Origin of the sequence: Bosea sp. Tri-49 (assembly GCF_003952665.1) — a bacterium.
GTDB lineage: Bacteria > Pseudomonadota > Alphaproteobacteria > Rhizobiales > Beijerinckiaceae > Allobosea.
In genome coordinates, this window is sequence record NZ_CP017946.1 from 3,564,626 (window position 1) to 3,587,731 (window position 23,106).

General features: G+C 67.6%; 19 protein-coding genes. 11 read left to right on the top strand and 8 right to left on the bottom strand.

The features are described 5' to 3' along the window. Window positions 1–17: 17 nt before the first annotated feature. The 4 genes from BLM15_RS17395 to BLM15_RS17410 all read right to left on the bottom strand — a co-directional run bounded on the left by BLM15_RS17395 (window position 18) and on the right by BLM15_RS17410 (window position 5,172). Window positions 18–1,157 (bottom strand): ABC transporter substrate-binding protein, encoded by a 1,140-nt coding sequence (locus tag BLM15_RS17395; protein ID WP_126113933.1) that lies wholly within the window; start codon window positions 1,155–1,157, stop codon window positions 18–20. Then, window positions 1,154–2,005: an alpha/beta hydrolase gene (locus BLM15_RS17400; protein ID WP_164547547.1), complete on the bottom strand. Its 852-nt coding sequence runs from the start codon at window positions 2,003–2,005 to the stop codon at window positions 1,154–1,156. The genes BLM15_RS17395 and BLM15_RS17400 overlap by 4 nt, the downstream gene beginning before the upstream one ends. 7 nt (window positions 2,006–2,012) lie before the next feature. Next, on the bottom strand, window positions 2,013–4,190 hold the full coding sequence (locus BLM15_RS17405) for a TonB-dependent siderophore receptor (RefSeq protein ID WP_206438531.1): 2,178 nt from the start codon (window positions 4,188–4,190) through the stop codon (window positions 2,013–2,015). A 154-nt stretch (window positions 4,191–4,344) separates the two neighbouring features. After that, a complete protein-coding gene (locus BLM15_RS17410) occupies window positions 4,345–5,172 on the bottom strand; it encodes a helix-turn-helix transcriptional regulator (RefSeq protein WP_129266952.1) in 828 nt (275 codons plus the stop codon). 286 nt (window positions 5,173–5,458) lie between these two features. Here BLM15_RS17410 and BLM15_RS17415 point away from each other — a divergent pair, with 286 nt between their 5' ends. Genes BLM15_RS17415 through BLM15_RS17425 form a run of 3 tightly spaced genes read left to right on the top strand, consistent with a single transcriptional unit; the run spans window position 5,459 to window position 9,022 of the window. Continuing rightward, complete coding sequence (locus BLM15_RS17415) at window positions 5,459–6,544, top strand: ABC transporter ATP-binding protein (RefSeq protein WP_126113936.1); 1,086 nt, start codon at window positions 5,459–5,461, stop codon at window positions 6,542–6,544. Next, window positions 6,541–7,530 carry an ABC transporter ATP-binding protein gene (locus BLM15_RS17420; protein ID WP_126113937.1) on the top strand — a complete coding sequence of 330 codons (990 nt, stop codon included), beginning with the start codon at window positions 6,541–6,543 and terminating at the stop codon, window positions 7,528–7,530. Before BLM15_RS17415 ends, BLM15_RS17420 begins: the two co-directional genes overlap by 4 nt. A gap of 25 nt (window positions 7,531–7,555) precedes the next feature. Continuing rightward, on the top strand, window positions 7,556–9,022 hold the full coding sequence (locus BLM15_RS17425; protein ID WP_126113938.1) for an alkaline phosphatase family protein: 1,467 nt from the start codon (window positions 7,556–7,558) through the stop codon (window positions 9,020–9,022). Window positions 9,023–9,089: 67 nt separating this feature from the next. Here the strand turns inward: BLM15_RS17425 and BLM15_RS17430 are convergent, their stop codons facing one another. The 4 genes from BLM15_RS17430 to BLM15_RS17445 all read right to left on the bottom strand — a co-directional run bounded on the left by BLM15_RS17430 (window position 9,090) and on the right by BLM15_RS17445 (window position 13,311). Beyond that, on the bottom strand, window positions 9,090–10,652 hold the full coding sequence (locus tag BLM15_RS17430; protein ID WP_126113939.1) for an ABC transporter substrate-binding protein: 1,563 nt from the start codon (window positions 10,650–10,652) through the stop codon (window positions 9,090–9,092). A gap of 67 nt (window positions 10,653–10,719) precedes the next feature. Next, window positions 10,720–11,490, bottom strand: a complete 771-nt coding sequence (locus BLM15_RS17435; RefSeq protein WP_126113940.1) for a glycerophosphodiester phosphodiesterase — start codon at window positions 11,488–11,490, stop codon at window positions 10,720–10,722. Window positions 11,491–11,494: 4 nt separating this feature from the next. Next, window positions 11,495–12,373 carry an ABC transporter permease gene (locus tag BLM15_RS17440; protein ID WP_126113941.1) on the bottom strand — a complete coding sequence of 293 codons (879 nt, stop codon included), beginning with the start codon at window positions 12,371–12,373 and terminating at the stop codon, window positions 11,495–11,497. Continuing rightward, window positions 12,370–13,311 (bottom strand): ABC transporter permease, encoded by a 942-nt coding sequence (locus tag BLM15_RS17445; protein WP_126116235.1) that lies wholly within the window; start codon window positions 13,309–13,311, stop codon window positions 12,370–12,372. Before BLM15_RS17445 ends, BLM15_RS17440 begins: the two co-directional genes overlap by 4 nt. Window positions 13,312–13,546: 235 nt before the next feature. Between BLM15_RS17445 and leuA the strand changes: the two genes are divergently transcribed. The 8 genes from leuA (at window position 13,547) to BLM15_RS17485 (ending at window position 23,105) form a co-directional block, all read left to right on the top strand. Next, a complete protein-coding gene (gene leuA, locus BLM15_RS17450; protein ID WP_442859381.1) occupies window positions 13,547–15,283 on the top strand; it encodes a 2-isopropylmalate synthase in 1,737 nt (578 codons plus the stop codon). A 195-nt stretch (window positions 15,284–15,478) separates the two neighbouring features. Next, window positions 15,479–16,171, top strand: a complete 693-nt coding sequence (locus BLM15_RS17455) for a protein-L-isoaspartate(D-aspartate) O-methyltransferase (RefSeq protein WP_126113942.1) — start codon at window positions 15,479–15,481, stop codon at window positions 16,169–16,171. A gap of 225 nt (window positions 16,172–16,396) precedes the next feature. After that, complete coding sequence (locus BLM15_RS17460) at window positions 16,397–17,272, top strand: sugar phosphate isomerase/epimerase family protein (RefSeq protein ID WP_126113943.1); 876 nt, start codon at window positions 16,397–16,399, stop codon at window positions 17,270–17,272. Next, entirely contained in the window at window positions 17,269–18,783 is a 1,515-nt protein-coding gene (locus tag BLM15_RS17465; RefSeq protein WP_126113944.1) for a sugar ABC transporter ATP-binding protein, read from the top strand. The genes BLM15_RS17460 and BLM15_RS17465 overlap by 4 nt, the downstream gene beginning before the upstream one ends. Continuing rightward, on the top strand, window positions 18,780–19,760 hold the full coding sequence (locus BLM15_RS17470; RefSeq protein ID WP_126113945.1) for an ABC transporter permease: 981 nt from the start codon (window positions 18,780–18,782) through the stop codon (window positions 19,758–19,760). Before BLM15_RS17465 ends, BLM15_RS17470 begins: the two co-directional genes overlap by 4 nt. Beyond that, window positions 19,757–20,740: an ABC transporter permease gene (locus BLM15_RS17475; protein ID WP_126113946.1), complete on the top strand. Its 984-nt coding sequence runs from the start codon at window positions 19,757–19,759 to the stop codon at window positions 20,738–20,740. The genes BLM15_RS17470 and BLM15_RS17475 overlap by 4 nt, the downstream gene beginning before the upstream one ends. 82 nt (window positions 20,741–20,822) lie before the next feature. After that, entirely contained in the window at window positions 20,823–21,947 is a 1,125-nt protein-coding gene (locus BLM15_RS17480; protein ID WP_126113947.1) for a substrate-binding domain-containing protein, read from the top strand. 123 nt (window positions 21,948–22,070) lie between these two features. Beyond that, a complete protein-coding gene (locus tag BLM15_RS17485) occupies window positions 22,071–23,105 on the top strand; it encodes a LacI family DNA-binding transcriptional regulator (protein ID WP_126113948.1) in 1,035 nt (344 codons plus the stop codon). Window position 23,106: the final 1 nt, after the last annotated feature.

Below are 23,106 nucleotides of genomic sequence, written 5' to 3' on the forward strand. Positions count from 1 at the left end.
GTCGCGGCCCTGGAGGCTCAGGGCTTTGCCTGGCCGGCGCTCTCGATCCAGAGCGGACCGTCGAGCGGGATCGCCGAGAAACGGTTGGATATCTCAGACAGCGTCGCCTGCGGGTCGACATCGGCGAAGCGATCCGGGTGGAACCATTTCGCCAATCGCTCGATGGCGACGATGTGGAGCGGGGTGTCGTTGAACAGCTGCCAGAGCCCGTAAGCGCGGCGATTGCGTACCGCTGCGAGCGCAGCGATGCCGGGCCGTTCCAGCAGGGCAGCGAAGCTCTGCGCTGAGGTCTCGCGGGGGACGCCTAGTCCGAGAACGAGACCGCCCAGCTTGGCCAGATGCGTCCCACCGGTCGCGACATAGATCGCGGGATCGGCGGCCAGGAGCTGCTCGAGGCTGATCTGCCCGGTCGCGCCCGGCAGGATCGCGGCGGCGATGTTGCGGCCGCCAGCTGCGGTGATGAAGTCGTCGAACGTGCCTTTGCCCGGCGTCGGGCAGCAATCGAAGCCGCCGGCATGGGCATGCATGAAGACAGCCGGACGCTCCGCGCTGCGCACGCGCTCCTCGATCAGGTGCCGGCGCTCCTCGTAGAAGCGGATATAGGCCTCGGCCTGGCCCTCGCGGCCGATCAGCTTGCCGAGGATGCGCAGGCTCGGCAGCGTGTCGCGCATCGGCTGCAGGTAGAAATCGACGACGGCGACCTTGATGCCGGCCGCCTCGAAACGCTGAACGAGATCGCCCGGTCCGCGCCGCGTACCGGCGAGCGACGAGCTGAGGATCACCAAGTCCGGTGACAGCGACACCGTCTTCTCGAAGGAGAAGCCGTCCGGCGTCGCGCCATCGCCGACGGTCGGCACAGACTCGATCACCGGGAACTTGGCGAGGTAGCGGGCATAGGCGTCAGGATTCTGGCGGCGATGATCGGCGCCCCAGCCGGCCAGCAGGCTGATCGGGTCAGGATGGATCAGGCCGAGGGCGTTGAGCTGGCGTCCTTGCGCCAGCACGATCCGCTTCGCCGGGCCGGGTAAGGTAACGCTGCGCCCGAGCAGATCGGTGACCGTGATCGGCTCGGCGATCGCTGCACTCGCCAGAATGGGGAGCAGCAGAACGACGGCGAGCAGCAGGCGTGTCGCAAGCCGCAGTGAGGAAGCGATCATGCCGGGACCTTTCCGCCATCGCCGAGGGTGAAAGCGACGCCACGTGACAGCATGGCCGGGAGGACCGAGATATGGTTCTCGCCGGTGAAGACGAAGTGCTCGCAATCGACACGCCCGCATGCCGTCAGCACCTCTGCCATTTCGGCAGCATTGTCGATCATGCGGGCCATGCGCAGCCGCGCAGCCCGCTGCGGATCGCGTCGCTCGTCGCTGCTCTGCTCCTCGCCGCCGACGGTGATCAGCAGGCGTGGCAAGGCCGTCGTCGCGGGCGAATTCAGGAAGCGCTCGCGCGTAGCGAGGATGGTGCGCTCGTCCCACCAGATCGACGGGCTGCCGGCGACATGGCTGCGGAACAGGCCCGGGCGCGCGAACAGCGCGTGCAGCGCGAACAACCCGCCGAAGGAATGGCCGACCAGCGACAGGTGCGCGCGATCGACAGGCGCGAGCCCTTCGATCAGGGTGAGGATTTCGCCGGCGATCAGATCGAGGAAGCGGTCGGCACCGCCGTCCGTCGGCAAGAGGTCTTGCCGGCGCCGCTCGGCATCGAAGGGCGCAGCCCCGGGATAGCCGATGCCGAGGATGATCGCTGGGCTGACGCCCGTCACCTCGGTCCGGCCAGCCTGCAGCCGTGCAGCGGACAACGCCGTCGCAAACAGCGCATCACCGTCGACGAGAACCAACACCGGGAAGCCGCTGGCCGGGGCCAGCTCGGGCGGGATCGCGACCAGCAGCCGGTACTCGGCTCCTCCTGGCGAGGTGAAGGCGAGGCTGTGCGTGTGCGGCAGCTCGACCGGCCGGAGCGCCGGGGCTGGATATCCCTCGAAGGCAAATCGTTCCGGCCGCAGCATCCCGCCCTCACCAGCGATAGGACAAGGTGGCGAGCACGGTCCGGCGCATGCCGAAGGAGCACTGCACGGCACCGTAGCAGCCGGCGACATACTCCTTGTCGAACAGGTTCTGGGCGTTGACCTGCACCTTCCAGCCCTTCATCGCAGCATTGGCAGCGCCGAGATCATAGCTGATCGCGGCATCGACCAGCGTGTAGTCGTCGGTGAAGAAGGTGTTGCCGGGATCGCCGGCACCCTTGCCGACATAACGCACGCCGGCTCCGAGCCCGAGCCCCGAGAACAGGCCGGTCTTGAAAGTGTAGTGCGCCCAGAGCGAGGCCATGTGGCGCGGCACCACGGTCGGCTGCTTGCCAAGATCGACGCCGGCGCTCCTGGTCACCTCGGCGTCGGTAAAGGTATAGGCCGCGACGAGATCGAGATTGTCGAAGACCGTCGCCCGCGCCTCGACCTCGACGCCGCGCGCCCTGACCTCGCCGGTCTGGATCTGGAAGCCGGGATTGGCGAGGTCCGCCGTCTGCACATTGGCCTGGGTCAGCTGGTAGAGCGCCGCCTGCAGGAAGGCATTGGTACCTGGCGGCTGGTACTTGAAACCGGCCTCGTACTGCTCGCCCTCGGTCGGCTTGAACGCGACGCCGCGGAATGTCGTGCCCGCGACCGGTTCGAACGAGGTCGAATAGCTCGCATAGGGCGCAAAGCCGTTATCGAAATTGTACATCAGCGCGACACGGCCGGTATTGGCGAAATCGTCTTGCTTGGTCAGCGCACCATTGACGAGGTTGCGCGTGCGCGCCATCGCCCGGTCGAAGCGGCCACCGACCACCAGCGAGAGCCGGTCGAGCTTGATCTGGTCCTGGATGTAGACGCCATATTGCTGCTGAGCCTGCCCGGTGCCCGGCAACGCCGGGACCGCGAAGGGCAAGCGGCCATAGACCGGGTTGAAGGCGTCGAGTGTCTGCACCGTGCCGCCGGCGCCCGTGTAAGCGGTACCGTCGCTCCAATAGCCGTCGACGCCGAACAGCACCTTGTGGGTCAGCGCGCCGGTGCGGAAATCGGCCTGGAGCTGGTTGTCGATGCCGAAGGTCTTGGCTTTCTCGTTGGAGGCGGTGACGCGGCGCGCCAGGGTGCGCTGGTCGGCTCCGAGCGAAGCGGCCGCGACCGTGCGGAAGCGTGATTCCAGATCCGAATAGCGGACGTTCTGGCGGAAGCTGAGGACGTCGTTGAAGCGATGCTCGAAGGCGTAGCCCGCCGTCAGATGGTTTCGGCTGTAGCCCTCATAGCCGGGCTCGCCCGGGAAGAAGTTACTGCGGATGCGGCCGTTGCGGTTCGGCAGCGCGGTGCCGACCGACGGGATGAAGCCGTAGAACCCGGTCTCAGGATCGCGCTGGAACGAGGTCAGCAGCGTCAGGCTCGTCGCGGCATTGGGCTGGAAGGTGACGGAGGGCGCGATGTAGAGGCGCTCCTCCTTGGTGAAATCGACCTGGGTGTCGGCGGCGCGGCCGAGCCCGACGATGCGGTAGAGCACGGTCTTGTCCGGCGTCACCGGCCCGCCGATGTCGAAGGCGAGCTGCTTGCGCTCGAAACTGCCGAACTGAAGCTGGACTTCGCCATGCGCGACATCGCGCGGACGCTTGCTCACCATCTCGATCAGGCCGCCGGGCTTGACCTGGCCGAAGGTCACCGAAGCCGGGCCGCGGATGACCTCGACACGCTCCAGCCCCCAGGGGTCTACGCTCGGCACCAGGAAGTTGACACCGCGCTGCAGCCGCAGGCCGTCGAGAAAGTTGACAAAGCCGGCGCCGGTGCCGGCACCGCCGAAGCCGCGGATGAAGACGCTGTCATAGCGGCCCATCGACAGGCGCGTCTCGCCGAGCACGCTCGACGAATAGCGCAGCGCCTGACTGACGCTCTGGACGCCTTGGTCGTCCATCTGGTCGCGGGTGACGACGGTGACCGATTGCGGCGTCTCGATCAGCGGTGTGTCGGTCTTGGTCGCGCTCTCGCTGCGCCGGGCGACATAGCCGTTGACTGGCCCGTTGGCACGCTCGCCCTGGACCTCGATCGTATCAAGACTGATCCCGCCTGCAGCCTGCGCCAGTGCTTCGCCAGACCAGGCTGCGATGATGGCACCGAACGCGACGCCGGCAGCCAATGCCGCGCGATTGCCGGTGATGAAAACCCCAGTCATGCCTTCGCCCTTGCCCCTTCGCCGTTCTGGCGACCCGTTGGGAGGGTTCTTTCAGGAAGCATGCTTGGCCGGCAACGCTGTCGGCTTTCGATCGCGGCAGTATTTCTTTCGCTGCAGTTTCGAGACTTTCCAGCTCTGAAACAGGAGGAGTTCCTCAACGCAGCGCGCTTGGCGACATGCCGAAGCGCTTGCGGAACAGGCCGGAGAAATGCGCCGGCGTATAGCCGACGCGGAAGGCGGCCTCGGCGATGCTCGCCTCACCTTCGGCAATCAGCGCGTGCGCCCGCTGCAGCCGCAGCTCCTGCAGATAGCCGAAGACGCTGTCGCCGAACTCGGCACGGAAGGCAGAGGTCAGCTTGGTCGGGTTGAGGCCGGTGGCGCGGGCAAGCTCGGCGAGGCTCGGCGGCTCCTGCATCGCAACGACGAGCATGTCGCGGGCCGCGTGAACCTGCTCGCGCGTCCGGGCCGATAGCCGCGCCGGGCGCAAAGGCGGCTGACCGACGATCCGGTCGAGCGCCACAGCGGTAAGCTCCAGCGCTTTTCCGGCGAGATAGAGCCGCCGCAGCGGCTTGGCCACGGGACATTTGGCGATCTGGAGGGCGAGCGCACACAGGTCGGCATCGGCCGGACGCACCCAAATCCCGGCATCCTCGGCTCCGGCGAGCGCGAACAATTGCTGCATCGGGGCCTCGAATTCCCGCTCGACGAAATCGAGGTCGAACTGCATCAGGACGCAGCGGACCACGCCGCCGCTAAGGCCAGTGCGTTGCTGGACATGATCGCCGCCATTCGCAGCGACCAGCAGGGCCGGACCGCGGACGAGGACGGCGGGCCGGTCATCGATCTCCAGGGATTGTCGCCCATCCAGCATGACCGCGATCTTCAAGCCCCGGCGCATCGGCCCAACGATCCGCTCGCCCTCCGGCACTGGAAAGTAGCCCGCCGACAGCGATAGCTGCCGCGAGAACAGCGGAATACCCACCAAGGATTCAGGATCGGAAAAAGTCTGCATCGCGTTCACTGGAACAGCATAGTTCAATCGTTTCCGACCTCAAGATTTGGCGCCCAGATTACGGGTCTTCTAAATTCGGCAGCATCGGCCTCGACATTCACTGGCCGTTGCCGCAGCGAACCGATCTCACATCAGCAACCCTTGCCTGGCAGATCTCGCCCGCTCACACATCCTGCCCTTGTGTGGCAGCGGCCAAGCGCGACTGCCTGTCCGCTCCGTCACATCACGGTCACTCAAAGGCGTCTATCCCGCTGCGATGACGCTCCTGACCGCCCGCGACCAAGATCGCTCCGGCATCGCCGCGCTGCTGCCCGGCGCGGAGGCGAATCCGCCGCCGCTGCTGGCGCTGAACAATTTCTCGGTCGCCTTCGAGGGAGCCCACGGCCCCGTCCCGGTCGTGCGCGGTATTGACCTCAAGCTCGCGCCCGGCGAAGCGCTTGGGATTGTCGGGGAATCGGGCTGCGGCAAGAGCGTGACCTGGCTCGCGGCCTTGCGTCTGCTCGGCCGCGGTGTCGCGACCTCTGGCGAGGTCCTGCTCAAGGGGCAGGATATCACCCGCCTGCCGGAGCGCGCTCTGGCGAGCATACGCGGCGGACGCATCGGGCTGATCTTCCAGGATCCGACCAGCTCGCTCAACCCGGTGCAGCGGATCGGCACGCAGCTCACGGAAGTGCTGCGGCTGCATCGCGGACTCAGAGGCGACGCGGCCCATCGCGAAGCGTTGCGCCTGCTCGATCGCGTCGGCATCGCCGATGCACCGCGGCGGCTGCGGCAGTATCCGCACGAATTCTCAGGTGGCATGAACCAGCGCGTGATGATCGCGCTGGCGCTCGCCGGCGAGCCCGAGGTGCTGATTGCCGATGAGCCGACCACGGCGCTCGATGCGACGATCCAGGCGCAGATCCTCGACCTGATCCGCGACATCCGCCGCGAGAGCGGCATGGGGCTGGTGCTGATCTCGCACGATATCGGCGTCGTCGCCGATCTCTGCGACCGCGTCGCGGTGATGTATGCCGGCCGCGTCGTCGAGACCGCCGCGACGCAAGACCTGCTCAGCCGGCCGCGCCATCCCTATACGCGCGGCCTGCTCGCCGCCCTGCCGACACTCGGCGGCCCGCGCCAACGGCTGACGCCGATCGCCGGCACCGTTCCCGCCCCCGACAGGATGCCGCCGGGCTGCGCCTTCGCGCCACGCTGTTCGCTGGCTATCGAGGACTGCCGAAGCGAGACGCCCGCTCTCGTGCTGGCGGCGCAGGACCAACGCGCCGCCTGCCTGCGCCTCGCCGAGACCGCGATGGCGCCAACGGCGCATGAGCCTGCACCCGCGGGAGCGTTCGCATGAGCCCGCTCCTTCGGGTCAGCGACCTCGCACGGCATTATCCGGCCGCGACGGCAACGGGGCAGAAGCGGATGCTCCATGCGGTCGACGGCGTGAGCTTCACCCTCGCCGCCGGCAAGACACTTGGCGTCGTCGGGGAATCCGGCTGCGGCAAGTCAACCACGGCGAGGCTGGTGCTCGGCCTGCTGCCGGCGACGCGCGGACGGATCGACTTCACCGGCGAGCCGGTCAACGCGACGCGTGATCGCCGCTGGCGGGCGCTGCGCCGGCGGATGCAGCTGGTGCATCAGGATCCGCTCGCGGCTCTCGACCGGCGGCTTCCCGTCGGCGAGCAGATTGTCGAGCCGCTCGTCATCCACGGTCTCGAAGCAGGTGCCGAGGCCCGGCGGCAGAAGGCGCTCGCGCTATTCGAAGCGGTCGGCTTAAGGCCGGACCTGTTCCAGCGCTATCCGCACGAGCTGTCGGGCGGGCAGCGCCAGCGCGTCGTGCTGGCCCGGGCACTGATCCTCGGTCCTGAGCTTTTGGTCTGTGACGAGCCGATCTCGGCGCTCGATGTCTCGGTCGCGGCCCAGGTGATCAATCTCCTGCAAGATCTGCAGGCGCGCTTCGGCATGGCCTATCTGTTCATCAGCCACGACCTGAAGGTGGTCCGGCAGATCGCCGACGAAGTCGCGGTGATGTATCTCGGCAAGATCGTCGAGCAGGGCCCGCCGGAGGCGCTGTTCCATACGCCGACCCACCCTTACACCGAGGCGCTGGTCTCGGCCGTGCCGACGCTCCAGCGCGGCACGCGCGAGCGCATCATCCTGCGCGGCGACCCGCCCAATCCGGTCGACCGGCCATCGGGTTGCGCCTTCCATCCGCGCTGCCCACGCGCCATCACCCGCTGCCGCGAGGAGGCGCCGACGCTGCGCCCAGCGAGCGACGGGCGACTGGCCGCCTGCCATCTGGTACCGCTAGCTGCCGACGCCCGAGCGGCTGCCGCCTGATCCATCCCACCTACCGGAACTCGACATGGCCCAAGACGATCGCTCCCCCGCCACACGCGTGATCGTGGCGGTCTTCGACGGGTTGAGGCCCGATCTCGTCACGCCGGAGCTGACGCCCAACATCCTGCGGCTGGCGGCGCGCGGCACCTGGTTCCGGCGGGCGCGCAGCGTCTTTCCGTCCGTGACCCGGGTCGCGACCAGCGCAATCGCCACCGGCGCACCGCCCGGCGTGCACGGCATCGTCGGCAACGCCTTCTATCTCGAAGACGCCATCCCCGAGCGCATCTTCGACACCAGCGACGCCGCGCTGATCCGCCGGGCCGAGGCGCATCATGGCGGCCGGCTGGTCGCGGTCGACACCTTCGGCGACGTGCTGGCGCAGGCCGGCAAGAGGCTCGCCGTCGTCCATACCGGCTCGGCCGGGTCGGCGCATTTCATCAATCCACGCGCCCGCGCCAACGGGCACTGGACCTTCTCCATGCACGGCGCCGGCGCAACGCAGACGCCGGAAGCGGTCGAGGAGGCGCTTGCCAGGATCGGCCCGCTGCCCGAGCGCGAGCTGCCTCGTATCGGCGAGGTCGCCTATGGCGGCCGGGTGATGACCGAGCATGTGCTGCCGAATCTGAAACCCGATGTCGCGCTGATCTGGTTCAACGAGCCCGACACCACCTTCCATTATCGCGGGCTCGGTTCGCCGGAGGCGAAGGCCGGGCTCAAGGAGGCGGACCGCGCCTTCGGCGCCATCCTCGACTGGGTTGATGCCCAGCCCGACGGCGAGGGCATCGCGGTGATCGCCGCCTCCGACCACGGCCAAATCTCGACCGGCGCGATCGAGCCGCTGTTCGATGGCGCGCGCCAGGCCGGCTTCGACCTCAGCAACGCCAAGTCCGTCGATGGCGCCACCTTCATCGCAACCGGCGGCATCAGCGGCGAGATCCGTCTGCGCGGCAGCGGCCGGTTTGAGCTCGAGCGCATCGCCGCCTGGCTGATGGAACAGCCGACCATCGGCCATCTCTTCTCGCGCGGCGGCGGAGAGGAAGGCGAAATCGCCGGCACCCTGTCGCTTGACCTGATCGGAGCCGGTCATGCCGGGCGCCAGCCCGACCTGATGTTCATCCTGAAATCATCGCTGGAGGCCGATCAGTATGGATTGCCCGGCCTCGGCGCGATGACGCCGGGCGACGTGCCGCTCGGCGGCGGCATGCATGGCGGCATCAACCCGCATGAGCTCAATACGGTTCTCATCGTCTCCGGCGGCATGGCCGGCGGCGGAAGCATCTCGCAGGAGCCTGCGGGGATCATCGACATCGGCCCGACCGTGCTCGGCTTCGCCGGCCTCGCCAAGGCGCCGAGCATGGTCGGTCGCGATCTCTCACGCCCGGCGCGAGAGGAGGCCCACACGCAGCGCTTCGCGACCGGCCGCGGCGGCTTCACCCAGCACGTCGAAATCGCCGAACAGGACGGCCGCCGCTTCATCCTCGGCGGCCACTGATCCAGCGACACGCACGAAAAAAGGGGCGGCACCTGCCGCCCCTTTTTCTTTGCCGTTTTCGCGGCGCTCAGCTGCGGGCGAAGGACAGATTGTCCGGGCGCAGATCCATGAAATAGAAGGTCGTCGGCCGCCAGGCGATCGCCTTCTTGATCGCATAGGCCTCGCTCGGCTGGTAGAGGATCGTCGCCGGCGCCTCGTCCTCCCAGATGTCGAGCATCTGCGTGAACAGCGCCTTGCGCCTGGCCGGATCGACCTCCGCCTCCAGCGCCGTGCCGGCCTTGTTGAAGCCTTCAGCCGAGGTCCAGAACTTCGAGACCTGGTGCTCGCCGGCTGGGCCCCAGGCGACCCAGAGCGCGCCGAGCGGATCGGGCAGGCGCGTCGAGTTCGACCAGTTGAAGATCTGCGCGCCCGCCCCGCGCATCTGGGTCGAGTTCTCAACCACCTGCAGCGAAGCGTTGATGCCGACGGCCTTCCACTGCTCGACCAGGATCTGCGCCGCTTCCAGCGCATTGGTGTAGTAGTTGGCCATGGTGCGGTAGACGATCGGCTCGCCCTTGTAGCCGGCCTGCTGCAGCAGCGCCTTGGCCTTGGTGGGATCGTAAGGGAGCTTGCGGCCCTCGACGAACATCTGGCCGTATTCCGGGAAGTTGTGGCTCGCCGGCACCTGCGCCGTGCCCTGCCAGAGCGCATCGACAAGCTTCTGCCGGTCGATGGCGCAGTTCAGCGCCTGCCGCACCCGCTTGTCGGCCAGCACCTTGTCCTGCTCGTTGTAGGCGAGGACATGGACGTTCGCGAGCACGACCGAGCGCACGTCGATGTCCTTGTAGCCGCCGACCACGCTCATCTGGTCGGGCGGGATATTGGTGATCAGGTCGTAATCGCCAGCGACGAGCCCGGCGACGCGTGCCGCCAGCTCCGGCACGCGGCGGAAGGTGACACGCTTGGCCGTCGGCTTGCCCATGAAATAGTCGTCGAAGGCTTCCAGCACCGTCGCCTCGGCGGCGGAATGCGAGACGACGCGATAGGGCCCGGTCGCCACGGGCTTGCGCGAATAGGCCTCGAAGCCCATCGCCTCATAGGCGCGCTTGTTGACGATCCAGGCGCACCAGGAGGCGAGGCGCTGCTCCAGCAACACATCTGCGACCTTGGTGCGGAAGCGCACGGTGTAGCGGTCGATCGGCTCGACGCTGGCGAGGATACCGAAATAGGGCTTGCCGCCAGGAATCTGTGCCTTGTCGCCCCAGAGACGGCCATCGCGGAAGGTGTAGGCGACGTCCTCCGAGGTCAGCTCGTCGCCATTGTGGAACTTCACGCCCTGACGCAGCGTGACGATCAGCTCCTGCGGCGAGACCCGCTCCCACTTCACCGCCAGATGCGGCTTCAGCTCGGAGCCGCCGCCATCGGCGGCGCCGAGGAAATCGCGCCGGATCAGCGTGTCGAAGATCGAATAGGTGACGCGCGTACCAACATTGGACAGCTCGCGCGCCGGCTCCAGCGTCGCCGACAGGTCGGCGACCGCGACGGTGAAGGTCGGGCGCGTCTCGCCGGCGGCGAAGACCTGCGGGGCGGTCAGCAGCGCGGAAGCGGCAGATGCCCCCTCGAGGAAACGGCGGCGGGAGATCGGGGTCATGGCGTGTCTCGCATCGATGTCGGCGACGAGGCCGAGCCGGCTCGCCACGCAATCGCGCTGCCATGCCTCAGTTGGACGACAGGGCCGTGACGGAGCGGGCCGAGAGCAGCTGGCGGGGATCGTCGAGCATCACCGCATCGGGCGCGAGCGACAGGATGCGATCGATCCCGTCGGCATCGATCAGCCCGACCGGAAACGGCGGATAGCCGGCTATGGCGACCGAGCGCGGCTGCCCGACCATGATCACCGTACGCAGGCCAACAGTGCGAGCTGCGCCGATACGCTCGGCCGTCGCCTCGCCTTGCCAGAAGCGGAACCAGTTCGCGCCGAGGATTTTCACCTGCTCGTAGGATTCAGGATCCGGAACCAGCGCAAGGATCTCGATCTCCTGCGACAGGGCGCGGGCCGCGGGGATGAGGTCGAGCGAGCGCAGACCGAGCAGCACGCGCTTCTCGGCGCCGGCTGTCGCGACGGCGTCGAGGATGCGCGACAGCACCGTCGGGTCGGCGAGCTTCACGTCGAGCAGCAATCCGATGGGCGCGGAGGCGGCGAGCGCATCCTCCAGCGTCAGCAGGCCCGGCAGGATTGCGCGCAACTCGGCGAGCCCGGTTTCGGCAACGAGGCGCGGATCGCCGGCGATGCGCTGCAGGTCCGCATCGTGTAGACAGACCAGCGCGCTGTCGGTGCTTAGCCGCAGATCCGTCTCGATCATCTCGGCGCCGACAGCCCTGGCCTGCTCAAACGCTTCGGCGGTGTTTTCAGCTGCGAGCAGAGCCCCGCCACGATGGGCGATGGCGAGCGGGAGGGGGCCCGTGACCTTGCCGATGTCAAAACCCATGGGCTCAGTGCCGTTCGCTTGTCGGATCGAGGCGGTCGCGCAGCCAATCGCCGAACAGGCTCATCGACAGCGTCGTCAGGAAGATGACGAGACCGGGAAAGACCGCGATCCACCAGGCGTTCAGCAGATAACGCCTGCCCTCGCCGAGCATCAGGCCGAGCGAGGTGCCGGGCGGCTGCACGCCGAGGCCGAGGAAGGAGAGCGAGGTCTCCAATAGGATCGTGCCGGGAAAATTGAGCGTCGCCTGCACCACCAGCGCGGCAACGATGTTCGGCAGGAGATGGCGCAGGACCACGCGGGAGGTGCGCGCGCCCAGCGCCTCGACCGCGTTGATGTAGTCGCTCTCCTGCTCGGAGGCGACGAGGCCACGTGCGAGGCGGGTGTAGCGGTCCCAGCCGTCGATGCTGACCAGGACGATGAACAGCACGATGTTGTTGCCGAAGAAGGCGAGCATGGTCAGCGCCAGGAACAGCGCCGGAATCGCCGCCTGCGCATCGACCAGCATCATGATCGTCTGGTCGACGATGCCGCGCATCCGTGCCGCGAGGAAGCCAAGCAGCGTGCCGAACACCGCCCCGATCAGCGTCCCCATGACAGCGATCAGGATCGAGGTGCGCACCGCGTAGATCATGCGGCTGAGGATATCGCGGCCGAGCTGGTCGGTGCCAAGCCAATAAGTCGTGCCGCCGCTCTGCGTCAGCGGCGGCTTCAGCCGCGCGAGAAGGTTCTGGGTGGTGTAGTGGATCGGCGCCAGCCAGTCGGCCAGGATCGCGACGAGCACGACCAGAATCAGGAAGCCGGCCGAGAGCTTCACCACCGGCGACATGCGGCGCCCGCGCGGACGGGGGGCGGGAACCGTTCCGAGATCGAGGCTCGCCGTCATGCCGGCTTGCCCGCGCTGCGGGAGAAGCCGCCAAGCCGCGGATCAAGCAGGATGTGCAGGATGTCGACCAAGAGATTAGCGGCGACCATGACGACAGTCACCGTCAGGATCACCGCCTGGACCACGGCAAGATCTCGCGTCGAAACGGAATCGACCAGGAGCCGGCCGATACCGGGCCAGGCAAAGATCGTCTCGACCACCGCGCTGCCGGCGAGGATATGGCCGATCTCGATGCCGATGAACATCAAGAGCGGCACGGCGGCATTGGGCAGTGCATGGCGCAGGATGACAGAGAGCGGCATCACCCCTCGGGCACGTGCGGCCCGGATGAACGGCTTGCCGAGGACTTCGAGCGTGGCGGTCCGCGCGAAGCGGGCGAGCCGCCCGGCTAGCGGCAAGGCCAGGGTCACCACCGGCAGGATCAGGTGCCAGAGCGTCTCGGATCCGGCCGAGGGCAGCATGCGCAGCTTGAGCGCGAAGAGCAGGATCAGCAGGATGCCGAGGAAGAAAATCGGGATCGCATAGCCAAGCACGGCGACCGCCATGGCAAGCCGGTCGACCGCGCTGTTGTGGCGCAGCGCCGCCAGGACGCCGAGCGGCAGGCCGATCAGCAGAGCGAGCATGAGCGCGCAGGCGCCCAGCAGAAAGGTCTTCGGCAGGGCGTCGACGACCGCGGCGAAGGCCGGCCGGTCATCGGCGAAGGAGAGGCCGAAATCGCCCCGAACGACGCTCGCGAGATAGCGCAGATATTGTTCTGCGAGCGGGCGATCGAGCCCCCAGAGCTCGCGGTAATGGGCGCGGACGTCCGGCGGCGTCTCGATCGAGAGCATGATGTCGGCGGGGTCGCCGGCCAGCCGCAACGCCAGGAACACCGCCGAGACGCAGATGGCGACAGTCAGCAAGGCGCGCAGGGTGCGAAGGGCGAGGAAGCGCAGCATCACCAAAGAGCTCGTTGATCAAAGCCGAGCTTTTGCGGATGCTTACGCGACAAACGAATGACAGTTCGCCTTTCGGCCAAAGGCTTCGGACATCGGCAGCAGCGTCAAGGTTGATCTTCCTCCGCCATGATGGTTAGGTCCGGTCATGCGATTTCGGTCCGCCATCCGGGGCCTGACCCTTCGACTTAGCCGCCCGGCGCTGTGAGCGCGCCGGGATAAAAGGCCTGTCCATCGCATGGCGGCGCAGCCCAGCCCTGAGCAGGCCGGACGCCGCATCCTTCGCAAGGGTTGTCCCATGACCACAATGCCGATTTCCAAGTACCGCGCCTATGCGCCGGTCAACCTGCCCGATCGCCGCTGGCCCTCGCAGGTACTGACCAAGGCGCCGATCTGGTGCTCGGTCGATCTGCGCGACGGCAACCAGGCGCTGATCGAGCCGATGGGCGTCGATCGCAAGGACCGCATGTTCAACCTCTTGGTGAAAATGGGGTTCAAGGAGATCGAGGTCGCCTTCCCCGCAGCATCGCAGACCGATTTCGACTTCGTCCGCTCGATCATCGAGAGCGGCGCGATCCCGGATGATGTCGCGATCCAGGTGCTGACCCAGTGCCGCTCCGAGTTGATCGAGCGCACCTTCGAAGCAGTGAAAGGGGCAAAGAACGTCATCCTGCATTTCTACAACTCGACCTCGACGCTGCAGCGCGACGTCGTCTTCCGCTCCGACCGCAAGGGCATCGTCAAGATCGCGACCGATGCGGCGGCCCAGATCAAGGCACTCGCGGCGCAGGCGCCCGAGACCAATTTCACATTCGAATACTCGCCGGAGAGCTTCACCGGCACCGAGCTCGACTACGCGCTGGAGATCTGCGAGGCGGTCAAGGCGGTGATCAAGCCGACGCCGCAGAACAAGCTGATCCTCAACCTGCCGGCGACCGTCGAGATGGCGACGCCCAATGTCTATGCCGACCAGTTCGAATGGTTCGGGCGCAACATCTCCGACCGCGACAGCGTGCTGCTCTCGATCCATCCGCATAATGATCGCGGCACGGCGGTGGCGGCAGCCGAGCTCGCGCTGATGGCCGGCGCCGACCGCGTCGAGGGCACGCTGTTCGGCAATGGCGAGCGCACCGGCAATGTCGATATCGTCACCATGGCGCTGAACCTGTTCACGCAAGGCATCGACCCCGCGCTCGATTTGCGGGACGTCAACGAGATCCGCAGCATCGCCGAATACTGCACGCAGCTGCCGGTGCACGAGCGCCATCCTTATGTCGGCGAGCTCGTCTACACCGCCTTTTCCGGCTCGCATCAGGACGCGATCAAGAAGGGCTTCGACGCGCAGGAGAAGCGCAACGACCCGATCTTCCAGGTGCCCTATCTGCCGATCGACCCCAAGGATGTCGGCCGCGACTACGAGGCGGTGATCCGGATCAACTCGCAATCGGGCAAGGGCGGTATCGCCTATATCCTGCAGGCCGATCACGGTCTCGACCTGCCGCGCCCGCTGCAGATCGAGTTCTCCAGGATCGCGCAGGAGCAGATGGACGAAGAGGGCAAGGAGCTGACTAGCGCCGTGCTCTGGTCCCTGTTCAGCAAGACCTATCTCCTCGCCGACGCGCCGCTGGAGCTGATCACGCACAAGACCTTCCCCGACGCGCAGGGCTCGCGCACGCTGACGGCCGAGCTGAAGCAGGACGGCGCGATCCGCACGATCGAAGGCGTCGGCAACGGGCCGATCGATGCCTTCGTCGATGCGCTGAAGACGACCTATGGCGTCGAGTTCTCCTTCCTCGACTATCACGAGCACGCGGTCGGGCGCGGCGCCAATGCGACCGCCGCCTGCTATGTCCAGCTCCAGGACGAGAGGGGCCGGGTCGTGCACGGCGTCGGCATCGACCCGAACATCGTCATGGCCTCGCTCAAGGCGGTGCTGAGCGGCATGCAGCGAGTGCTGGCCGGCCAGAAGGGCTGACCAGCGTCGTTTACGAGTGGCGGGCGCGGCAGCTATGCCGCGTTGCTTCAGGCCGTGACTGCGCGGCGCTGAGCAGGGCCTGGCCTCGCAGCGCCCGGCCCACGTGAACCTGCGCCTTGTCCTGACGTTGAATCTCCAGCAGCGGCTTCGCGGGCGACAATTCGTTCCGTAGGGCCACCGCCCGCGGAGGCCGTCATGCCGGAGCCCCCCGATTTCACCCGTGCCCGCCAGCGCATGGTCGAGCAGCAGCTCGCCGGTCGCGGAATTCGCGACCGGAAAGTGCTGGACGCGATGCGACTGGTTCCGCGCGAGGCTTTCGTCGCGACCCAGCTCGCGGCATTCGCCTACCAGGATGGCCCGATCCCGATCGGGGAAGGGCAGACGCTCTCACAACCCTATGTCGTCGCCTTGATGCTGGAGGCGGGCGCCATCGCTGCGCAGGACAAGGTGCTCGAAGTCGGCGCCGGCTCGGGCTACGTGGTGGCTCTGCTCAGCCGCATGGCGCGCAAGGTCTTCGCGATCGAGCGGCACGCCACATTAGCAGCCCAGGCAACGAAGCGGCTGCAGCACTTCGGCTGCGACAATGCCGAGATCCTCTGCGCCGACGGGACTGAAGGTTTGCCCGCGGAGGCGCCGTTCGACGCGATCATCGTCTCGGCCGGCAGCCCCAAGATTCCCGGCGCCTTGAAGCAACAGCTTGCCATCGACGGGCGGCTCGTCATCCCGGTCGGGCTGAACGGATACGACCAGGTGCTGACCAAGCTGACGCGGCAGTCCGAGGGCACCTTCGCCAGCGAACGCCTCGCGCCCGTCAGCTTCGTGCCGCTGATCGGCAGGTACGGCTGGGCAGTCGGGAAGGAGGAGTTTCCGACCCGGGACGAGGACTAGGCCCGGCCATCTGGGCGATGCCGCGCTCTGGCGAACAGTCACGAAACTCGCCGGTTGACAGTTTTGCAATCGATTACATAATCCATTCCGAAGCGGTTCCACAGAATGAGCCGCGCGAGGGAGGAGTACCGGTCATGTGCGTCAGCGCCACCAGTTCATCCGTCTTTTCCGGCCGGGGCAGCGATGCCGCCGGGCTGCGCTGAGCGCGGTCGCGAAAGCCCGGGCATGGTCCAGATCGGCTTCAACCTGCTGACGGTCGGCGGCTTCATCGACGAGGCGCATCTGCCGCTGTGCGAACGCATCCGCGAGATCGGCTATGACGGGGTCGAGATCCCTGTCTTCGAAGGCGATGTGGGCCATTACGAGCGCCTCGGCCGCCGCCTCGGCGGGATCGGCCTCGCCCGTACCATCGTCACCATCGTCGCGGAAGACACTAACCCGCTCTCGCCCGATCCGGCCATCCGCCGACAAGCGCGCGAACGTCATCGCTGGGCGGTCGATTGTGCCGCAGCGCTGGGTGCCACCGTCATCGCCGGCCCCTACCACTCGCCGGTCGGCGTCTTCACCGGCGAGGGGCCGCGCGAGGACGAACTCGCTCATCTTGCCGAGGCGCTGCATGCCATGGCGGACTATGCCGGCAAGGCCGGGATCGCGCTCTCGCTGGAGGCGATCAACCGCTTCGAATGCTACGCGCTGAACACGATGGCAGCCGCGAGCGCGCTCCATGCGCGGGTCGGGCATCCGAACTTCGGCTACATGTACGACACCTTCCACGCCAATATCGAGGAGCGCGATCCGGTCGGCGCCTATCGCCGCTACGCTCCCGAGATCAACCATATCCACCTCTCGGAGAACGATCGCGGCATCGTCGGGCGTGGCCATGTGCCGTGGGACGAGACGTTCCGCGCCATCCGTGCCACCGGCTACGATAGCTGGCTGACGGTCGAGGCCTTCGGCCGGGCGCTGCCCTCCCTGGCTGCGGCGACGCGGGTCTGGCGCGACCTCTTCCCCGATCTCGACACGCTGCTCGTCGAGAGCCACCGCTTCATCCGGCGGGGCTGGGCGGAAGCGGGCGAGCCTGCCAAGGCAGGTGCCGCATGACTGCGGGCGCGCCGGTCCTTTCGATGCGCGGCATCGGCAAGAGCTTCACCGGCGTGCGCGCGCTCGACGCTGTCAGCCTCGATTGCCAGGCCGGCGAGGTCCACGCCATTTGCGGCGAGAACGGTGCCGGCAAATCGACGCTGATGAAGGTCCTGGGCGGCGTCTATCGCCCCGACGAAGGCGAGATTCTCCTGGCCGGGCAACCGACGGCGTTCCGGCATCCGGTCGAGGCGCGCCGGGCCGGGATCAGCATCATCCACCAGGAACTCAGCCTGCTGCCCGAGCGCAGCGTCGCCGACAACATCTTCCTTGGCCTGGAGCCGACCCGCGGCGGCCTGCTCGACCGCACCGCCATGCAGCAGGGCGCCCGCCGGTTGCTCGAACGCGTCGGCGCCAGGGTCCATCCGGGCGCGCTGGTGAAATCGCTGTCGATCGCTGAGCAGCAGTTGGTCGAGATCGCCAAGGCGCTGGCGCTCGACGCCCGCATCATCGTCATGGACGAGCCGACCGCGGCGCTCGACGACCGCGACGCCGGCCGGCTGCTGGAGCTGGTCGGGACGCTCAAGCGCGAGGGCGCGGCGATCCTCTACATCTCGCACCGGATGGCCGAGCTGAAGGCGATCGCCGATCGCATCACCGTGCTGAAGGACGGCAAGCTCGTCGCGACACGCCCGGCCGCCGCGCTGACGCCGGCCATGATCGTTCGGCTGATGGTCGGGCGCGACCTCGCCGATTTCTTCCCGCCGCCCGGTGATCCTGCCAAGGTCGGCCCGGTCGTCCTGTCGGTGCAGGGTGGCGGCAACGCCATCCTCTCCCACATCGCTCTCGATCTGCGCGCCGGCGAGATCGTCGGCGTCGCCGGGCTCGAGGGCTCTGGCAAGGGGGCGCTCGGGCGCGCCTTGTTCGGCGACGAGGCCTTCACGCGCGGCCGCATGGTCGTCGATGGGCAGGACGGGCTGATCGCCTCGCCGCGGTCCGCCATCGCCGCCGGCATCGGCTTCCTCTCCGACGACCGCAAGAAGGAGGGCATCGCGCCACAGCAATCGCTACGCGACAACGTCCTGATGACGCTGCGGGCCTTCGCGCGGCGCCTGCTGCCGCCGGGCTCCGGCGGGATGGCGCGCGCCGCCGCCGACCGGCAACTGACCGAGGTCGATGTCAGGGCGGCCGGCTTCGCGCAGGAGATCCGCGAGCTCTCCGGCGGCAACCAGCAGAAGGTCGTGATCGGCCGCTGGCTGGCGCGCGATCCCAAGGTGCTGATCTTCCTCGAGCCGACCCGCGGCATCGACGTCGCCGCCAAGGCGGCGATCTACCAGCTGATGCGCGGCCTTGCCGATCGCGGCCGCGCCATCCTGATGATCTCCTCCGATCTGCCGGAAATCGTCGGCGTCAGCGACCGCATCCTCGTCATGCATGAGGGCCGCATCGCGGGCGAGCTTGCGCGCGGCGCCAGCGAGGAAGACGTCATGCACCTCGCGCTGGGCACCGGTGCGACGGAGGCCGCAGCATGAGCGCGAGCGCAGGCATCGCAGCCCCTCGCCCGGTGCGCGAAGTGCCGGTGGCACCACTGCTCTTCGCCGGCTCGCTCGCACTCTATGTCGTCACCGCGCTCGCGACCGGCCAGCATGCCTATCTCACTGGGGAGGGCTTTGTTGGCCTCACCCAGCGCATGGTCGCACTCGGCATCGTTGCGCTTGGACAGACCCTGACCATCCTGGTCGGCTCGATCGATCTCTCGGTCGCCAACCTGATCAGCGTCTCCGCCGTGCTCGCCTCCTTCATCATGAAGGGCGAGCCGGCGATGATCGCCCCTGCCGTACTGGCGGTGCTGGCGCTCTCTGCGGCGGTCGGCCTCGTCAACGGGCTGATCATCGCCCGGCTCGACGTCAATCCGCTGATCGCGACGCTCGGCGTCGGGCTGATCCTGCAGGGGCTGCTTTCGGCGAGCTTCAGCAATTTCGCTGGCTCGGTTCCGGCAGCCTTCCAGGCCTTCGCCTATGGCCGGATCGGCCCCCTGCCCTGGTCGGTGCTGCTGCTGTTCGTGCTGGCCTTCGCGATCTGGCTGCTTTTGAGCCGCACGCGCTTTGGCGCCCACCTCTACGCCACCGGCGGCAACCGCGATGGCGCCCGGCTCGCCGGCATCCGCACCGAACGCGTGATGATCGGCGCGCATGTGCTGTGCTCGCTGATGGCCGGCCTCACCGGGCTCTATCTCGCCAGCCGCCTGCGGGCCGGAGCGCCCTGGGTCGGCCGCGACGGCGTCTACGACCTTGAATCGATCGCCGTGGTGGTGATCGGCGGCACGCTGCTCGCCGGCGGGCGCGGCGGTGTCTGGGGCACGCTGGCCGGCGTCTTCCTGTTCGCCACGCTCGACGCCGTCTTCAACATGACCGGCATCGACGCCTTTCCGAAGCAGGTGCTGCGCGGCGCGATCGTCATCCTCGCGGTCGCCGTCTATGCGGTGCGCAGCAGGGGGCATGTCGCATGAGCGCCGCAGCCGCCCAGTCCGGACCGTCGACGGCGCTACGCTTCGTCCGCGGCATCAATGTCGGCGTTGCCGTCTTCCTCGTGCTCTACGGCACGATCGCCGTGTTGCAGCCGAGCTATTTCGAGGTCGAGGGCTTCCTCAATCTCCTGCGTCGGGCAGCGCCGCTGATCATCCTCGCCTGCGGCCAGCTCTTCGTCATCGCCGGCGGCGGCTTCGATCTGTCGATGGGCTCGCTGGTGACGCTGACCGTGCTCGGCGGCTCGATGTTGGCCGGCGGCAATCCCGACAACACCTGGTGGACGATCGGCGTGCTCTACCTGATCGGCCTCGGCGTCGGGCTGGTCAACGGGCTCGTCGTCACCCTGCTCAAGGTGCCATCGATCATCGCGACGCTCGGCATGCTGCTCTCGCTCAACGGGGCGGCGCTGATGTGGTCGGGCGGGGCGCCGCGCGGCTATCTGCCGGAGAACTTCCGGGCGCTCGGACGGCTCGTCTACCGCGACGTCCCGATCACCGGGATCATGCCGCTCTCGGTGATCATTCTCACGGTCTTCGTCGCCCTCGCCGCCTGGCTGCTGCACGCCACCGTCTTCGGCCGGCAGGTGCTGGCGGTCGGCGACAACCCGCGCGCGGCCGAACTCTCCGGTGTGCCGGTCGGCGCGACGCGGGTGCTGGTCTTCATCGTCTCGGCGCTGTCGGCGGTGACCGCTGGCATCCTGCTCGGCGGCTTCGCAGGGGTCTCGACCGCGGTCGGCCAGGGACTGGAGCTGCAGGCGATCGCCGCCTGCGTCATCGGCGGGGCGCAGTTGCTCGGCGGGCGCGCGAGCGTGACCGGCGCGGTCGCCGGCGCGCTCAGCCTGTTCGCCCTGTTCACTTTGCTCAACCTGATGGGCTTGCCGCAGCCGCTGCGCGAGACCGTGCAGGGCCTGATCCTGATTGCCGCGGTGGCGTCGAGCGCCTGGCGCATGCGGCGCGCCTGAGACTGAGAGTTTTCGGAAGCGCGTGATCCCACGCGCTCCGCCAAAGGCCGCCGGCAAGGCGGCGCGACAGAGGGAGGTGAACATGAAGACGCAGATCGGTTTGGTGGCATTGCTGGCGGGCCTGTCCACCGGCGCCATCGCGCAGAACTTCAATGACCCGGCCGAGTTCGAGCGCCAGAAGGCGCTGCTCACGGTTGCCCCGCAGGGACCGGACGGCAAGCCCTGGGAGCAGAATCTCGGCGGCGAGAAGGTCGATACCGCCAAATACAAAAAGCCGGGCCCCTACAAGCTCTGCTTCTCCAATGCCGGCGTGAACAATCCCTGGCGCGTCGTCGGCTTCACCAACATGCAGGCCGAGGTCGACGCCAACAAGGCCGACATCGCCTCGTTCACCCATGCCGATGCCGAAGGCAAGGACGACAAGCAGATCTCGGACATCAACGCTTTCGTCAACAGCGGCCAGTGCGACGCGCTGATCGTCTCCCCGAACACCACCGCGGCGCTGACGCCGGCGGTCGAAGCTGCCGCAAAGAAGCTGCCGGTCGTGGTCTTCGACCGCGGCGTCGACAGCAAGGCCCCGGTCACCTTCATCAACCCGATCGGCGGCTATGGCTTCGGCATCCAGGGCGCGAGCTTCATCGCCGAGAAGATCCCCGCCGGCGGCTCGGTGCTGGCGCTGCGCATCCTGCCGGGCGTCGACGTGCTGGAGAACCGCTGGGCCGCGGCCGAGCGCATCTTCAAGGAGAAGGGCATCAAGGTCGTCGGTGCCGAGTTCACCAATGGCGACAACGCCAAGACCAAGGCGATCGTCGAGGACTACATCAACCGCTTCGGCAAGATCGACGGCGTCTGGATGGACGCAGGCGCGACGGCGGTCGCGGCGCTCGAAGCCTTCGAGGACGCCGGCAAGCCCTATCCGGTGATCAATGGCGAGGACCAGCAGGACTTCCTGCAGAAGTGGAAGAAGAACAAGCTCACCGCGATCGCGCCGACCTATCCGACCTATCAGTGGCGCACTCCGGTGATCGCTGCGATCCGCATCCTCAAGGGCGAGCCGGTCGTTGGCCCGACCTGGAAGCTGCCGCAGCCAGCGATCACGGCCGAAAACCTCGACAAGTTCGTCAACGACAAGATGCCGCCGCTGCACTATGCGCTCTGCGGCTGCGAGCAGATGACGAACTACCCGGCCCGCTGGGGCGGCAAGTAACGACGCCGGTGGGCGCCCGCATGGTGCGGGCGCCCACCCCTGCCCTATCGGCAGCGATTGCGGCATGATGGGCTTCCTGCCTCCTCCTGCCGATTCGCTGCCGCTCTTTTCAGATCACCCATCTTGCAAGACGCAACCCCAGCCGCACCGACCATCGCCGAAGTCGCCCGCCTTGCCGGTGTCTCGACGGCGACTGTGTCGCGCGCTTTGGCACAGCCGGAAAAGGTCAAGGCGCGGACCCGCGAGCGCGTGCTCGAAGCGGTCAAGGCGATCGGCTTCATTCCCAACGCACAGGCGCGCAATCTCCGCCTCCAGGCGACGCGCACCGTGATCCTGCTGGTGCGCGACATCAGCAACCCGTTCTATCTGGAGATCTACAAGGGCGTCGAAGAGGCGGCGATCGACGCCGGCTACAAGGTGCTGATGGGCGATGCCCGCGACGATGACGAGCGCATCCTGCGCTATGTCGACATGGTCCGCGAGCGCCATGCCGACGGGCTGATCCTGATGGTCGGCCGCTTTCCCGAGGCGCTAGCCGCCCGCGGCCGGCTGCCGCCGATCGTGGTCGCCCTGGAGATGCTGCCGGGGCTCAACCTGCCGACAGTCAAGGTCGACAACCACGCTGCGGCGCGCGCCGCCGTCGCCCATCTCGCAAGGCTCGGCCATCGCCGCATCGCCCATATCGCCGGCCCGATGCCAGACCCGATGAGCCTCGACCGCCGCGACGGCTATCTCGCCGGCCTCGCCGATGCCGGCATCGCTGCTGATCCGCGTCTCGTCGTCGAGGGCGATTTCGGTCTTGCTGCCGGTCGCGCTGCGATCCGGACGCTCGACACCCGAGGAGCGGACTACACTGCCGTCTTCGCTGCGAGCGACCAGATGGCGGTCGGCGCCATGGGCGAATTGCGCGCCCATGGCCGCACTGTGCCCGACGACGTCTCGGTCGTCGGCTTCGACGACATCGTGCTGGCAGAGGCGGTCGAGCCGCAGCTCACCACGGTGCACCAGCCGCGCCGCGAGATCGGCCAGGCGGCGATGGCGCTGCTGATCGAACAGCTGGCGGGGCGGGGCGACCACCGCGACCTGGTGCTGCCGACGCGATTGGTCGAGCGCGCCTCGGCAGCCGCGCCACCCAAGCGAACTCACCGGCTAGGATAAG